The organism is Hydrogenophaga aquatica, from assembly GCF_054780915.1.
Genome location: NZ_BAAGVK010000011.1, coordinates 731,079 through 745,304, shown reverse-complemented (window position 1 = coordinate 745,304; position 14,226 = coordinate 731,079). Strand labels below are relative to the sequence as shown.

General features: G+C 63.9%; 13 protein-coding genes. 11 read left to right on the top strand and 2 right to left on the bottom strand.

The window, feature by feature from the left end; translation table 11 throughout:
* Positions 1–8: 8 nt before the first annotated feature.
* On the bottom strand, positions 9–1,475 hold the full coding sequence (locus ACYVHH_RS10920) for a UDP-glucose dehydrogenase family protein (RefSeq protein ID WP_460565170.1): 1,467 nt from the start codon (positions 1,473–1,475) through the stop codon (positions 9–11).
* 165 nt (positions 1,476–1,640) lie between these two features.
* Here ACYVHH_RS10920 and ACYVHH_RS10915 point away from each other — a divergent pair, with 165 nt between their 5' ends.
* Genes ACYVHH_RS10915 through ACYVHH_RS10900 form a run of 4 tightly spaced genes read left to right on the top strand, consistent with a single transcriptional unit; the run spans position 1,641 to position 5,975 of the window.
* Complete coding sequence (locus ACYVHH_RS10915) at positions 1,641–2,489, top strand: GNAT family N-acetyltransferase (RefSeq protein ID WP_460565169.1); 849 nt, start codon at positions 1,641–1,643, stop codon at positions 2,487–2,489.
* Between the two features lie 5 nt (positions 2,490–2,494).
* Positions 2,495–3,376: a UDP-2,3-diacylglucosamine diphosphatase gene (locus ACYVHH_RS10910; RefSeq protein WP_460565168.1), complete on the top strand. Its 882-nt coding sequence runs from the start codon at positions 2,495–2,497 to the stop codon at positions 3,374–3,376.
* Positions 3,377–3,423: 47 nt separating this feature from the next.
* The gene (gene ppk1 / locus ACYVHH_RS10905) at positions 3,424–5,499 is read left to right on the top strand and encodes a polyphosphate kinase 1 (protein WP_460565167.1); all 2,076 of its coding nucleotides are present in this window, start codon (positions 3,424–3,426) and stop codon (positions 5,497–5,499) included.
* Between the two features lie 2 nt (positions 5,500–5,501).
* Positions 5,502–5,975 (top strand): SixA phosphatase family protein, encoded by a 474-nt coding sequence (locus ACYVHH_RS10900; protein WP_460565166.1) that lies wholly within the window; start codon positions 5,502–5,504, stop codon positions 5,973–5,975.
* A 43-nt stretch (positions 5,976–6,018) separates the two neighbouring features.
* On the opposite strand, the gene ACYVHH_RS10895 is transcribed toward ACYVHH_RS10900, so the two are convergent.
* Positions 6,019–7,503 carry a Ppx/GppA phosphatase family protein gene (locus tag ACYVHH_RS10895; protein WP_460565165.1) on the bottom strand — a complete coding sequence of 495 codons (1,485 nt, stop codon included), beginning with the start codon at positions 7,501–7,503 and terminating at the stop codon, positions 6,019–6,021.
* Positions 7,504–7,661: 158 nt separating this feature from the next.
* Between ACYVHH_RS10895 and pstS the strand changes: the two genes are divergently transcribed.
* The 7 genes from pstS (at position 7,662) to phoR (ending at position 14,215) form a co-directional block, all read left to right on the top strand.
* Positions 7,662–8,699, top strand: coding sequence for a phosphate ABC transporter substrate-binding protein PstS (gene pstS / locus ACYVHH_RS10890; protein WP_460565164.1), 1,038 nt, complete (start codon positions 7,662–7,664; stop codon positions 8,697–8,699).
* An 86-nt stretch (positions 8,700–8,785) separates the two neighbouring features.
* Positions 8,786–9,784: a phosphate ABC transporter permease subunit PstC gene (gene pstC, locus ACYVHH_RS10885; RefSeq protein WP_460565163.1), complete on the top strand. Its 999-nt coding sequence runs from the start codon at positions 8,786–8,788 to the stop codon at positions 9,782–9,784.
* 1 nt (position 9,785) lies between these two features.
* Positions 9,786–10,640, top strand: a complete 855-nt coding sequence (gene pstA / locus ACYVHH_RS10880) for a phosphate ABC transporter permease PstA (protein WP_460565162.1) — start codon at positions 9,786–9,788, stop codon at positions 10,638–10,640.
* A gap of 56 nt (positions 10,641–10,696) precedes the next feature.
* Positions 10,697–11,473 (top strand): phosphate ABC transporter ATP-binding protein PstB, encoded by a 777-nt coding sequence (gene pstB / locus ACYVHH_RS10875; protein WP_460565161.1) that lies wholly within the window; start codon positions 10,697–10,699, stop codon positions 11,471–11,473.
* A gap of 2 nt (positions 11,474–11,475) precedes the next feature.
* Entirely contained in the window at positions 11,476–12,177 is a 702-nt protein-coding gene (gene phoU / locus ACYVHH_RS10870; RefSeq protein WP_460565160.1) for a phosphate signaling complex protein PhoU, read from the top strand.
* Positions 12,174–12,905 carry a phosphate regulon transcriptional regulator PhoB gene (gene phoB, locus ACYVHH_RS10865; protein ID WP_460565159.1) on the top strand — a complete coding sequence of 244 codons (732 nt, stop codon included), beginning with the start codon at positions 12,174–12,176 and terminating at the stop codon, positions 12,903–12,905. The genes phoU and phoB overlap by 4 nt, the downstream gene beginning before the upstream one ends.
* Positions 12,902–14,215 (top strand): phosphate regulon sensor histidine kinase PhoR, encoded by a 1,314-nt coding sequence (gene phoR, locus ACYVHH_RS10860; protein ID WP_460565158.1) that lies wholly within the window; start codon positions 12,902–12,904, stop codon positions 14,213–14,215. Before phoB ends, phoR begins: the two co-directional genes overlap by 4 nt.
* Positions 14,216–14,226: the final 11 nt, after the last annotated feature.

Sequence of the window (14,226 nt, the reverse complement as noted above, 5' to 3'; positions counted from 1 at the left end):
GCTGGTGGTCAAAGTGCCAGCTGCTGGGCTTTGTCTCTGGCGGGCTGGCTTGCAGCGGGAACACCTGGCGTCATGCAGGCCAAGGCGTTGCGTCGGCCAATGCCCTGATAGACAAAGCCCAGTTCTTCCATTTGCATCGGGTCGTAAAGGTTGCGGCCATCCAATACCACCGGGTGGCGCATGCATGCGCGCATGGCGGGAAAGTCGGGGTTCTGGAAGCATTTCCACTCGGTCAGCACAAGCAGCGCATCCGCACCTTCAAGCGCTTGCATGGGGGTTTCTGCAAAGTGCAGGCGGTCCAGCGCGTTCACCGTGTCCCGCAGATCGGCACCCAGGGCGCGCCGCGCTTCTTCCATGGCCACCGGGTCGTGCACGGTGAGCTCGGCGCCACGCGCCAGCAGTTCGCGGATGACGGTGCGGCTCGGAGCCTCGCGCATGTCGTTGGTGTTGGGTTTGAAGGCCAGCCCCCAGATGGCAAAGCGCCGCCCGCGCAGATCGGTGCCAAAGCGCTGCAGCACATGCTGCACCAGGCGCAACTTCTGGGCACGGTTGACGTTTTCCACCGCTTCCACCACCTGCAGCTTCAAACCATGTTGGGCGGCGGTGTGCGCCAGTGCTCGCGTGTCCTTGGGAAAGCAGCTCCCGCCGTAGCCCGTGCCCGCGTACAGGAAGCTGTGGCCTATGCGCATGTCGGCCCCCACGCCACGGCGCACCGCGTCAATGTCGGCCCCTACGCGGTCAGCCAGGTTGGCCATCTCGTTCATGAACGAGATGCGTGTGGCCAGCATGGCGTTCGCGGCGTATTTGGTCAGTTCGGCACTGGGCACGTCCATCCAGACGGTGCGCTCGTGGTGACGGTTGAACGGCGCGTACAGCCGTGTCATCAGTACACGGGCCTGCTCACCCGCCGGATCGTCAGGGAGGCCCACCACGATACGGTCGGGCCGCATGAAGTCATCAATCGCAGCGCCTTCCTTCAGGAACTCCGGGTTGGACACCACCGCAAACGCCAGCGATTGCAGGCCGCGTTTGTTCAGTTCAGCCTCAATCGCCGCCTGCACTCGAATACCTGTACCCACCGGCACGGTGGACTTGTTGACCACCACTTTGAACCCGCGCATGTGCATGCCTATTTGCCGTGCCACGTCGAGCACATGCTGCAGGTCGGCCGAGCCATCTTCCTGCGGCGGTGTGCCCACGGCAATGAAGATCACGTCTGCCTGCGCCACGGCCTGCGGCATGCCCGTGGTGAAGCTCAGGCGCCCGGCCTGCAGGTTGCGCTGCACCAGTTCGTCCAGGCCAGGTTCGTAAATGGGCACGCCTGCGGCTTGCAGCAACGCCACGCGCACGTGGTCGTGGTCCACGCCTACCACCTGGTTGCCCAGTTCGGCCAGACAGGCCGCCGTCACCAGCCCCACATAACCTGCGCCTACCACGGTCACTTTCATGCTTGGTACTCCTGTGTTCCCTCGCATGCTGGGTTGCCGTCATGACGGTGAGGTGGCGCTGTCGTGAATCTCTTGTGACAGCCAGCGCAGGCTTGTTGTCATTGAAGCGTCACGCATGAGCCATGCCGGTGTCATGCGGCTTCCAAAAAATGAGCCCAAGGCCAAACGGCGCATGAACCCAAGGAGTGCAAGATGAAAGAACTGCCCACCCCAACGTTGAACCTGTCCCCCCTGTCTTTGCCCAGGGGGTTGCTTCATCCGGGGCAACTCGCGCCGCAAACGTTGGATGCCAGGCCTGCGGGAGGCGGAATCGATGTGGCGTGGGCACGCCATCTGGACGAGGTTCGTGAAGCGCAAAAGCTGAGGTATGACGTGTTTGCCGGAGAGATGGGCGCACGCCTGCCCAAGACCGTGCCCGGCCACGACGTGGACCTGTTCGACGATTACTGCGAGCACCTTCTGGTGCGCGACGCCGCAAGCCGCCAGGTGGTGGGGACCTACCGCGTGCTCACCCCGGCCCAGGCCAAGCGTGTGGGCGGCTTCTACAGCGACACCGAGTTCGACCTGACCCGCCTGCGCTTCCTGCGCAACAACATGGTGGAACTGGGCCGCAGTTGCGTGCACCCGGAACACCGCCACGGCGGCGTGATCATGGCACTGTGGGGGGCGTTGGCAGAGTTCATGGTGCGCAACCAGTTGGACACGATGATCGGTTGCGCCAGCATCCCCATGCAGCATGAAGGCCCGCACGGCATGGTGGGCGGCGGTCACGCAGCAGCCAGCATCTGGCGCCAGGTGCGCGAAAAGCACATGGCCTCCATCGAATACCACGTGCGCCCGCGCCTGCCGTTGCCGGTTGACGAGCTGGACGATTCTCTGCAAGTGGAGCCGCCAGCGCTCATCAAGGGCTACCTCCGCCTGGGCGCCAAGGTGCTGGGCGCACCCGCGTGGGACCCGGACTTCAACGCCGCCGACCTGCCGATGCTGATGCGCCTGGCAGACATGCCACCGCGCTACCGCAAGCACTTTCTGGGGAAGTGATGCGCATGCCCCTGGCACCCGATGGCCGCATGGCAGCCGATCTGGCTGGTGACGCCGACCTGGACGACGACGACATTCCCGAAAGGGGCAAGGAGCGCCTGCGAACGGTGTTCATCTCGGACGTACACCTGGGCACGCCCGGGTGCCAGGCCAAGGCGCTGTTGTCCTTTCTCAAGGCGCACCCCAGCGACAGGTTGTACCTGGTGGGTGACATCATCGATGGCTGGCAACTGCGCCGGCGCTGGTTCTGGCCACAGAGCCACAACGACGTGGTGCAAAAAATCCTGCGCCGTGCCCGCAAGGGCTGCAAGGTCATCTTCGTGCCGGGCAACCACGACGAATTTGCCCGTCACTTCATCGGCCACAAGTTCGGAGGGGTGGATGTGGTGGACGAGGCCGTGCACACGACGGCCGATGGCCGGCGCCTGTGGGTCATCCATGGGGATCATTTCGACGGTGTGATCCAGTACGCCAAGTGGCTGGCCTACCTGGGGGACAACCTCTACGAGCTCACGCTGCGGCTCAATACCCACCTCAACTCGCTGCGGGCGCGCCTGGGGTTGCCGTACTGGTCGCTTTCGCAGTACTTGAAGCACCGGGTCAAGTCGGCGCTCAACTACGTGTTGCAGTTTGAAGGTGCCGTGGCCGCCGAAGCCCGCAAGCGCGGCCTGGACGGCGTGGTGTGCGGGCACATCCACCGTGCCGAGATGCGCACCATCGACGGCACGCTCTACTGCAACGACGGCGATTGGGTCGAAAGCCTGACTGCGCTGGTCGAGCACCGGGATGGCCGTCTTGAGGTTTTGCACTGGCCGCACGAGTCACGGCCGCATGCGCATGTGACAGCTGGTCACGGGCATGTCACACAAATTTCATCTGGGTGCTGAATAATGTTGGTAACAAACACATAAGAAACACTGCTTTCCGGCCACCCATGAGTGTGAACTCCCTCAACGCAAAGACTGCGTTCCTTGACCGCGACCAAAGCATCCTGGCCTTCAACGAGCGCGTGCTGGACTGGGCGAGGAGGCCCGACGTACCGCTGCTGGAGCGGCTGCGCTACCTGGCCATCGTGTCGTCCAACCTGGACGAGTTCTTCGAGGTGCGCTTTGCCCCCCACCTGAGCGCCAAGCTCACCAACGAGCAGCGCGGCCCCATCACGGCACAGACGTTTGCCGATGTGTCGGCCAAGGTGCACGAGCTGGTGGCTCAGCAGTACGCCATCTACAACGATGAGCTCATGCCGCTGATGGAAAAGCGCGGCATCAAGATCCTCACGCACAGCGAGCGCAACGCGCGCCAGCGCCGCTGGGTCAAAGAGTACTTCACACAGGAAGTGCAGCCGCTGTTGCTGCCCATCGGCCTGGACCCTTCGCATCCCTTTCCGCAGGTGGCCAACAAGTCGCTGAACTTCATCGTCCGTCTCAGCGGCCGCGATGCCTTTGGGCGTGAGAACGAGGTCGCCATCGTCAAGGTGCCACGCGCGCTTCCGCGTTTCGCGCGCATTCCTGGTGTCAAGGGCTCGAAGCAGCTGCACTTCGCCTCCATCTCCAGCATCATCCGGTCACACCTGAACGACCTGTTCCCCGGGCGCACGGTGACGGAGTTCTCGCAGTTCCGCGTGACGCGGCACTCGGACCTGGCGGTGGACGAGGAAGAGGTGAAGAACCTGCGCACGGCTCTGCGGCTGGGCCTGCAGCAGCGGCATTACGGGCAGGCGTTGCGGCTGGAGGTGTCGGCAGGTTCGTCCGAGTTCCTCTCCGACTTCCTGTTGCAGCAGTTTGGCTTGCCGCCCGAGTCGCTTTACCGCGTGGCTGGCCCGGTGAACCTCGTGCGCCTGAACCAGCTCATCGACATGGTCGACGTGCCTGCGCTGCGGTTCGAGCGCTACCACCCCGGCTGGCCGGTCCAGCTCACCCCGGGGCAATCGTTCTTCGAGCGGCTCAAGCAGGGCGATGTCCTCATCCACCAGCCCTACGAAAGTTTCGACGCCGTGCTGGCTTTCCTGCGCGAGGCGGTCGAAGACCCCAACGTGCTGGCCATCAAGCAGACCATCTACCGCACCGGAAGCCGGGGCGAGATGGCCGATCTGCTGCGCGAGGCCGTGCGGCGCGGCAAGGAAGTGACGGCCGTGGTGGAACTGAAGGCACGCTTCGACGAAGAGGCCAACATCAACCACGCGGAACGGCTGGAGTCCGTGGGGGCGCAGGTGGTGTACGGCATCGTCGGCCTCAAGACGCACGCCAAGATGCTGCTCGTCACTCGGCGCGAAGAGGGCAGCATCCGGCGCTACGCCCATGTGTCCACGGGGAACTACAACCCCGGCACCGCCAAGCTCTACACCGATTTGAGCTACCTGACCGCGGACGACGCGCTGACGACCGATCTTGATCAGGTGTTCCTGCACCTGGCGAGCCAGAACCGCCTGCCCAAGCTGCATAAGGCAATGATTGCGCCGTTCCACCTGCACAAGGGCATGCTCGAGCGCATCGATGCTGCCGTGGCCGCCGTGCGCAAGGGCCAGGAGGCGCGCATCATCCTGAAGATGAATGCCCTTACCGATGAGCCACTGGCGCGGGCATTGGCCCAGGCATCCCAGCAAGGGGTGCAGATCGACGTCATCGTGCGTGGCGCCTGTATCCTGCCGGCCGGTGTGCCTGGCTACACCGACAACATCCGCATCCGCTCGATCATCGGGCGCTTGCTGGAGCATTCCAGGGTGTTCTATTTCAAGCGGGGCGACCACGAGGAACTCTGGCTCGCCAGTGCAGACTGGATGAACCGCAACATGCTGCGCCGCATCGAGCTGGCCTGGCCCGTCACCGACCCCGGTCTGCGCCAGCGTGTGATGGAAGAGTGCATAGAACAGTACCTGCAGGACACCCGTGACGCCTGGCTGCTGCAACCGGACGGCCACTACGTGCGTGCGGTGCAGACCCTTCCCAGGCACCGAGGCACGCTGCATTCGGCGCAGTCCACGCTGATGACGCGCTACGGCACCAAAGGATGACGATGGACCTGATTCTCTGGCGCCACGCTGAGGCAGAAGACCTGGACGAGACCGATGAGGGCGGGGGCGACGATCTCTCGCGGCGGCTGACGGCCAAGGGAGAGAAGCAGGCGGCACGCATGGCGGCCTGGCTTGACCGGCAATTGCCCGATGGGGTGCGTATATGGTGCAGCCCTGCCGTGCGCACCGAGCAGACCGTGCTGGCGCTGGGCAGGAAATACCGTGTACGCAACGAACTGCGCCCGGATGCCTCACTGGACGATCTGCTGCAGGTCGTGCAGTGGCCCGACGCCAGGCAGCCGATGCTGGTGGTCGGCCACCAGCCGACGCTCGGACGTGTCATCGCCCGGCTGCTTGGCCTGCAGGACGTGGAATGCTCCGTTCGCAAGGGGGCCGTCTGGTGGCTCAGGCAGCGCGAAAAGAACGGACGCACGCAGACGGTCGTCCTGACGGTGCAAACCCCTGAGCTGTTGTGAGGACCGGCCTGAGGGCCGGCTAGACTGCCGAAACGGGTTGCTGCTACCGCAGGTCAACCGTGAATCGCCAGTCGGACTTCTGCCACGCTTCCACTTCTTCCTCCAGCAGCCAGGCCGACTGCGGGTATTGCCGCGACCACCCCGGCACGGTGGTGAGCTTGAAACCGCGGGAGCGGTAACTCAGGCGCAAGGCGCCCACTTCCGGGTCCTTGCGGGCATGGCACAGCAGAACCGCCAGGCGCAGGCAGAGCAATTGCTTGGCGAACAGTTCATCACCCAGGTCTGCTTCCAGCTTGCGCAATTTGCCGCGCTGACCCAGCACCAGCTGGCTCATGCGGTGCAGCTCGGGCATGGAAAAACCTGGTGCATCCACGTGGTCCAGGATGTAGGCGCCGTGGCGGTGCGCGCTGGTATGCGAAATGTGGGTGCCGATTTCATGCAGGCGCGCGGCCCAGGCGAGCTTTTGCGAGTAGCGGCCGTTGAGCGGGTCGGCCGTGGCCACCTGCGCGAACAGTTGCGTTGCCACGGCGCTGACGCGCTGCGCCTGTCCCTTGTCCACCGAAAAGCGCTCCGTCAGCCAGCGCACGGTGCGTTCGCGCACGTCTGTCTCGTCCGTTTCCCGGTCTATCAGGTCGTACAGTGCGCCCTGGCGCAGGGCGCCTTCGGCCCGCTGCATCACGTTCAGTTCAAACAGGTCGAACAGCGCATGCAGCACGCTCACCCCACCGCCCAGCACCGGTCTGCGGTCCTCTTTCAGCCCCTCCAGCCGCAGTTCATCCGCGTTGCCCGCCCGAACCATGCGTTCCGAAAGCCAGGCCAGGCCGTCGCGGGTGATCACTCCTGCCGGGAAGCCGTTGGCCGCCAGGATGTCGGCCACGGCGCCCACGGTGCCCGACGACCCGTAGGCCACTGTCCATTCCTGGGCGGGAAAGGTGTCGAGCGCCTCGTCCAGCACGGCCTTGGCGGCAATCACCGCGGTCTGCAGCAGCGGGGCAGTGAACTGCCCACGCTGAAAATACCGGGTCGACCAGGCCACGCTGCCAAGCCGGTAAGACTCCATCCGGATGGGGGCGTAGCCTTGCCCCAGGATGATTTCCGTGGAGCGTCCGCCAATGTCGACGACCAGGCGGCGCTCGTCCGACTGGGGCAGAAGATGCGACACACCCTGGTAGATCAGGCGAGCTTCCTCGTGCCCCGACACCACGTCGATGGGAAAGCCCAGGATAGCCTGCGCTTTTCGCAGGAAGTCGTCCCGGTTGCGCGCATCGCGCAGGGTTTGCGTGGCAACGGCACGCACCTGGTTTTTCTTGAAACCGTGCAGGCGTTCCGCGAACCGGGCCAGGCACTCCCAGCCGCGTTCCATGGCGATCAGGCTCAGGTTCTTGTTTTCGTCCAGCCCGCTGCCCTGGCGTACCGTTTCCTTGAGGTACTCCACGCGTTCGATATGGCCGGAGTCGTACCGCCCGATTTCCAGGCGAAAACTGTTGGACCCGAGGTCCACCGCCGCCAGTAAGGTTCCGTTTTGCATGCCGTTCAATCTCTTGAAGGGCGCTCAGCATAACACCGTTCCCGGTGGTAACCCTGACGCCACCCCCGTGTGACAGAAATGGGGCTGGTGTCACATTACTGTCACAGAAGATTCCTAAAGTGCGTTCATCCCTTCCAACCTTCATCAAGAGGACTTCGATGAAACGCACATTCCTGAAAACCGTTGCCGCTGCTGCCGTCACCGTCGCCACCGTGGGCTTCAGCCCCCTGGCTCTGGCTGCCGACATCACAGGCGCCGGTGCGACCTTCCCCTTCCCGATCTACGCGAAGTGGGCCGAGGCCTACAAGAAGGAAACCGGCACGGGTCTGAACTACCAGTCCATCGGGTCTTCCGGCGGCATCCGCCAGATCCGGGCAAAGACCGTGGCCTTTGGCGCCACCGACGCGCCCGTGCCTGGTGCCGATCTGGACAAGGACGGCATGGTCCAGTTCCCGGCCATCATCGGCGGCACGGTGCCGGTGTTCAACCTGGAAGGCTTCGCCAAGGGTGAGCTGCGCGTGACCGGCCCGGTGCTGGCAGAAATGTTCATGGGCAAGATCAGCAAGTGGAATGACCCCAAGCTGGCCGCCTTGAACCCGGGCAAGAAGCTGCCTGACCAGACCATCACCATCGTGCACCGTGCCGACGGCTCTGGTACCACCTTCAACTGGACCGACTACCTGAGTTCCGTGAGCAAGGAGTGGGCCGACACCGTGGGCAAGGGTGCGGCCGTCAAGTGGCCGGCGCCGACGTCCGTGGGTGGCAAGGGCAACGAAGGCGTGGCCGCCAACGTGTCGCGCGTCAAGGGCTCGCTGGGTTACGTGGAATACGCCTACGCGAAGAAGAACAACATTCCCGTGATGCAACTGCAGAACAAGAACGGCAAGTTCGTGATGCCGGGCGATGACGCCTTCGCCGCCGCTGCAGCCAACGCTGACTGGTTCAGCGCACCGGGCATGGGCATTTCCCTGGTGAACCAGCCGGGCGACACCGCCTATCCCGTGGTCACGGCGTCGTTCATCCTGATGTACAAGGAACCTGGCAACAAGGCAGAAAGCGTGGAAGTTCTGAAGTTCTTCGACTGGGCCTTCAAGAATGGCAAAAAGATGGCCGAGGAACTCGACTACGTGCCGCTGCCCGACAGCCTGACCGCCCAGATCCGCTCCAAGGTCTGGTCCCAGATCAACAACAAGTAACCGGCTGGGATGAGACCGCCCGCTGGCGTTTCCCGATCGCCGGCGGGCGTTTGTGCTGAATGGATACCTCCCAAGCCGGAGTGAAAATGAACCTGGATACCACCATGAGTGCCCCACAAGCGCCGACAGAAACCGGCGGCCAACGCATGACGCAGATCGCCCGGCGGCAGCGGCTTGAGGACGCCCTGTTCCATCGTGTCACGCAGGCGTTTTCGTTGCTGGTGCTGCTGGCGCTGCTGGGCATCATCGTCTCGCTGCTCGTCAATGCCTGGCCGACCTTCCAGAAGTTCGGCCTTCGGTTCATCTGGTATGTCGAGTGGGACATCATCAACGAAGAATTCGGTGCCGCCATCGCGATCGTAGGCACCCTCATCAGTGCTGGCATTGCACTTTTCCTGGCAGTGCCCCTGGCGTTCGGGATTGCGCTTTTCCTCACCGAGACCTGCCCCGTCTGGCTGCGCCGCCCGCTGGGCACGGCCGTGGAACTGCTTGCCGCCGTGCCCTCCATCATCTATGGCATGTTCGGCCTGTTTGTCTTTGCCCCCATCTTTGCCGACTACATACAGATTCCGCTGCAGGACATTCTGGGCGGCATGCCGCTGGTCGGCTGGCTGTTCGGTGGCGCCACCACGGGCCTGGGCATTCTTGCCGCTGGCATCATCCTGGCGTTCATGGTGCTGCCGTTCATCGCGGCCGTCATGCGCGACGTGTTCGCGATCGTTCCCTCCATCCTTCGTGAATCGGCCTACGGTATTGGCTGCACCACCTGGGAGGTGGTGCGCCGCATCGTGCTGCCCTACACACAGAAGGGTGTGATTGGCGGTGTCATGCTGGGCCTGGGGCGCGCGCTGGGCGAAACCATGGCCGTGACTTTCGTGATCGGCAACGCCAACCGTCTGCCCACGTCGCTGTTCTCGCCTGGCACGTCCATCGCATCGACGCTGGCCAACGAATTCGCCGAGGCGGCCGATTTCCACCTGTCCACGCTTTTTGCGCTCGGCTTCCTGCTGTTCGTCATCACCTTCGTGGTGCTGGCATTGGCCAAGATCATGATCCTGCGCGCCGAGAAGGCCAAGGGGCTCTGACATGCAAATCAACGAATCCCTCTACCGCAAGCGCCGTGCTGCCAACGCCATCGGCCTGACCCTTTCCATGGGGGCCATGGCACTGGGGCTGACGGTGCTTCTGTGGATCCTGTATGTGCTCTTCTACAACGGCTTTGCTGGTGTCGACTGGGCAATCTTCACCCAGGACACACCCGCTCCGGGCACTGAGGGTGGTGGCCTGCGCAATGCCATCGTCGGCAGCCTGATGATGCTGGGGCTCACGGTGATCGTTTCCACGCCCGTGGGCATCCTGGCGGGTGTGTACCTGGCGGAATACGGCGACACCAGCAAGACTGCCGAGTTCACGCGCTTCGTGACCGACATCATGCTTTCCGCGCCTTCGATCGTGCTCGGCCTGTTCGTCTACGCCATCGCGGTGGCCACCGTGGGCAACTTCTCCGGCTACGCGGGCAGCCTTGCGCTGTCGCTGATCGCCATCCCGGTCGTAGTGCGAACCACCGAGAACATGCTGCGTCTGGTGCCCGGCAGCCTGCGTGAAGCGGCCTTTGCCCTGGGCGCGCCGCGCTGGAAGGTCGCAACGATGGTGACGCTGCGCGCCGCCAAGAGCGGCGTGATCACGGGCCTGCTGCTGGCAATTGCGCGCATCTCGGGCGAGACCGCCCCCCTGCTGTTCACCGCCCTGAACAACCAGTTCTTCAGCACCGACATGGGCAAGCCCATGGCCAACCTGCCCGTGGTGATCTTCCAGTTTGCCATGAGCCCCTACGACAACTGGATCCGCCTGGCCTGGGCGGGCGCACTCATCATCACCATGGCGGTGCTGGTGCTCAACATCCTGGCGCGCGTCGTGTTCCGCGAGAAGGTGCGCACCTGATCGCGCACCCGGACCCAGACGAGCCACATCCCGACACACCCATCCCGATCCGAACCATGAACGACACCACGATCCAGCAGAAGAATGCCCTGGAAGTGCGCAACCTGAACTTCTTCTACGGCAAGTTCCAGGGGCTCAAGAACATCAACATGGACATTGCCGAGCGCAAGGTCACGGCCTTCATCGGCCCGTCCGGTTGCGGCAAGTCCACCTTGCTGCGCACGCTCAACCGCATGTACAGCCTGTACCCCGGCCAGCGTGCCGAAGGGCAGATCAATTTCTATGGCCAGAACATCCTGGACGACAAGCAGGACCTGAACCTGCTGCGCGCGCGCATCGGCATGGTGTTTCAAAAGCCCACGCCGTTCCCCATGTCGATCTTCGACAACATCGCCTTTGGTGTGAAGCTTTACGAGAATCTGAGCAAGGGCGATATGGAAGACCGTGTCGAATGGGCGCTGACCAAGGCCGCCCTGTGGAACGAGGTGAAGGACAAGCTGCACCAGAGCGGGCTGAGCCTGTCAGGCGGGCAGCAACAGCGCCTGTGCATCGCCCGAAGCGTGGCGGTCAAACCCTCGGTGCTGCTGCTGGACGAACCCACTTCCGCGCTGGACCCCATATCCACCGGCAAAGTGGAAGAATTGGTGCATGAGCTCAAGAGCGACTACACCATCGCCATCGTGACCCACAACATGCAGCAGGCCGCCCGCTGCAGCGATTTCACCGCCTACATGTACCTGGGCGAACTGATCGAGTTCGGTGCCACCGAGCAGATCTTCTTCAAGCCCCAGCGTACCGAAACCGAAGACTACATCACAGGAAGGTTTGGCTGATCATGACGGACAAGCATCTCTCCAGCCAGTTCGATGCGGAACTGAGCAACATCTCCACCCGGGTTCTCGAAATGGGGGGGCTGGTCGAATCCCAGCTGCGCCAGGCCATCTATGCGCTGCACCAAGCCAGCATAGAAACGGCCGAGCAGGTCCTGGAGATCGAGAGCCGGGTGAACCGCCTGGAGATCGAGATCGACCACGACATCACCTCCACCATGAGCCGGCGCCAGCCCACGGCCCGCGACCTGCGTCTGCTCGTGGGCGTGTCCCGTGTGATCGTCAACCTGGAGCGCGCGGGCGACGAGGCGTCCCGCATCGCACGCATGACCAAGTCCTACCTGGAGGCGGGGGCGCCGCGCACGCTGCCCCTGCGCGACCTGGCCGACGGTGCGCAGCACGCGGCCGACGTCATGCACCGCACGCTGGACGCCTTCGCCCGGCTGGACGTGGCGGCGGCGCTGGCCATCATCAACGAGGATGACTCCATCGACGCGGAATACGAGGGCTACCTGCGCAAGCTCATCACTTATATGATGGAAGACCCGCGTACCATTTCGGCCAGCCTGAACCTGCTGTTTCTGGCCAAGGCCATTGAGCGCGTGGGTGACCACGCCAAGAACATCGCCGAAGCCACCGTGTACGTGGCCAAGGGGGCCGACATACGCCATGCCACTGCCCAACAAAGGGAGTCTGCCGTCAGATGAGAAAACTGCCTCGCGTCCTTGTGGTGGAGGACGAACCCGCCATCGCGGAACTGATTGCCGTCAACCTGCGCCACAACGGGTTTGCCCCCACCGTGGTGTTCGATGGCGCGTCGGCCCAGCGCGAGGTCGATGCCGTTCTCCCCGACGTCATCCTTCTGGACTGGATGCTGCCCGGCGAGAGCGGCGTGGCTCTGGCCAAACGCTGGCGCCAGCACGAGCGCATCAAGACGGTGCCCATCATCATGCTTACCGCGCGCACCGAGGAAAGCGACAAGGTGCAGGGGCTTGACGCGGGCGCCGACGACTACGTCACCAAGCCGTTCTCCACCCAGGAGTTGCTGGCCCGCATACGAGCTGTGCTGCGCCGCCGCGCCCCCGAGATCGTCAACGATTCCGTGCAGGTCGGCGAACTCATGCTGGACGCGGCCACCTACCGTGTCATGCATGCGGGTAACGAGCTGAAGGTCGGGCCCACCGAGTTCAAGCTGCTGCACTACCTGATGAAGCATCCCGAGCGCGTGCATACCCGCGGCTCCCTGCTGGACCGTATCTGGGGGGACCACGTGTTCATCGAGGAGCGCACGGTGGATGTGCACGTGAAGCGTTTGCGTGAGTCTCTGGGTGCCGCTGGCGCTATGATCGAGACCGTTCGCGGCGCTGGCTACCGCCTGACGGCCCAGCCCGCAGCCAACCGGCCCAAGACAGACCCTCACACCACCACTGCATGATTCGCCGCCCGCTGGAGTTGTTTGCGTTCACGCTGGTGGGCGGCGTGGTGGCAGCGAATGTCAGCGACGCGCAGTGGCCTGTGCTTGGCGGAGCGCTCGCCGGGGCCATGGTGTGGATGGTGCTGGAGAACGTGCGCACCGCCAGGGTGCTCTACTGGCTGCGGCTGGGGGAGTCCAACCGGGCGCCTAACGTCTCTGCCGTGTGGGCGGAAGTCGTTGAGCGCGCCCGCAAGGGCTTCAAGGCGCTGAACCGCAAGGCCCGCAAGAGCGAGGCAAGGCTCCAGGAGTTCCTGGCGGCGATACAGGCGTCCCCCAACGGCGTGGTGTTGCTCGACAAGAACGCGGCCATCGAGTGGTGCAACTTCACCGCTGGCCAGCACCTGGGCTTCGACTCCAAGCGTGACCTGCAACAGCAGATACGCAACCTGGTACGCGACCCTGAATTCATCCGCTACCTGAACGAGCGGGACTTCAGCAAACCCATCGAAATCGACGGACGTGACGCGCATCCCGGCCATCCGCAGCGCATTTCCATTCACATACACGTATATGGCAAGGGGCGCAAGCTCATGCTCACGCGCGACGTGACCGCACTGGAGCTGGCCGAGGCAATGCGCCGGGATTTCGTCGCCAACGTTTCGCACGAAATCCGCACACCCCTGACCGTGGTCAGCGGTTTCATCGAGACGCTGCAGCACCTGGAGCTGCCCGAGGAAGAGCGGCAGCGTTACCTCAGCCTGATGAACCAGCAGGCCCAGCGCATGCAGACGCTGGTGAGCGATCTGCTGACGCTTTCACGCCTGGAGGGCAGCCCGGTGCCTGGTTCGAGCGAATGGGTGAAGTCCACCGAGCTGCTCGACCAGGTGATCAGCGAAGCGAAGGCGCTGTCCGACGTGCTGACCGGCGGTCAGCACGATATCGAGGCGGAGCCTTGCCCGGTGTTCGAAATCGCTGGGGCGCGTACCGAGCTTCTCAGCGCGATGTCCAACCTGCTGAGCAACGCCGTGCGGTACACACCCGCTGGTGGGCGCATACGCGCAGGCTGGCGTTTGCTGGACGACGGATCCGCCGAATATTTCGTGGCGGATACGGGGCCGGGGATAGAGCCGGAGCACCTGCCGCGCCTGACCGAGCGTTTCTACCGGGTGGACCGCAGCCGCTCCCGGGAAACCGGGGGAACGGGCCTCGGGCTGGCGATCGTCAAGCACGTCGCGCAGCGGCATGGCGGTCAGATGCTGGTGCAAAGCACGGTGGGTGAAGGTTCCACCTTTTCGATCACGCTGCCGCCCAGCCGGGTTCTGGCCGATTGAGCAGCGCCCCG

Coding starts and splice junctions, on each gene's coding strand:
- pstC (WP_460565163.1), top strand. CDS start 8,786: ATGAACCTGGATACCACCATGAGTGCCCCACAAGCGCCGACAGAAACC.
- ACYVHH_RS10915 (WP_460565169.1), top strand. CDS start 1,641: ATGAAAGAACTGCCCACCCCAACGTTGAACCTGTCCCCCCTGTCTTTG.
- ppk1 (WP_460565167.1), top strand. CDS start 3,424: ATGAGTGTGAACTCCCTCAACGCAAAGACTGCGTTCCTTGACCGCGAC.
- pstA (WP_460565162.1), top strand. CDS start 9,786: ATGCAAATCAACGAATCCCTCTACCGCAAGCGCCGTGCTGCCAACGCC.
- phoU (WP_460565160.1), top strand. CDS start 11,476: ATGACGGACAAGCATCTCTCCAGCCAGTTCGATGCGGAACTGAGCAAC.
- pstS (WP_460565164.1), top strand. CDS start 7,662: ATGAAACGCACATTCCTGAAAACCGTTGCCGCTGCTGCCGTCACCGTC.
- pstB (WP_460565161.1), top strand. CDS start 10,697: ATGAACGACACCACGATCCAGCAGAAGAATGCCCTGGAAGTGCGCAAC.
- ACYVHH_RS10900 (WP_460565166.1), top strand. CDS start 5,502: ATGGACCTGATTCTCTGGCGCCACGCTGAGGCAGAAGACCTGGACGAG.
- ACYVHH_RS10910 (WP_460565168.1), top strand. CDS start 2,495: ATGCCCCTGGCACCCGATGGCCGCATGGCAGCCGATCTGGCTGGTGAC.
- ACYVHH_RS10895 (WP_460565165.1), bottom strand. CDS start 7,503: ATGCAAAACGGAACCTTACTGGCGGCGGTGGACCTCGGGTCCAACAGT.
- ACYVHH_RS10920 (WP_460565170.1), bottom strand. CDS start 1,475: ATGCGAGGGAACACAGGAGTACCAAGCATGAAAGTGACCGTGGTAGGC.
- phoB (WP_460565159.1), top strand. CDS start 12,174: ATGAGAAAACTGCCTCGCGTCCTTGTGGTGGAGGACGAACCCGCCATC.
- phoR (WP_460565158.1), top strand. CDS start 12,902: ATGATTCGCCGCCCGCTGGAGTTGTTTGCGTTCACGCTGGTGGGCGGC.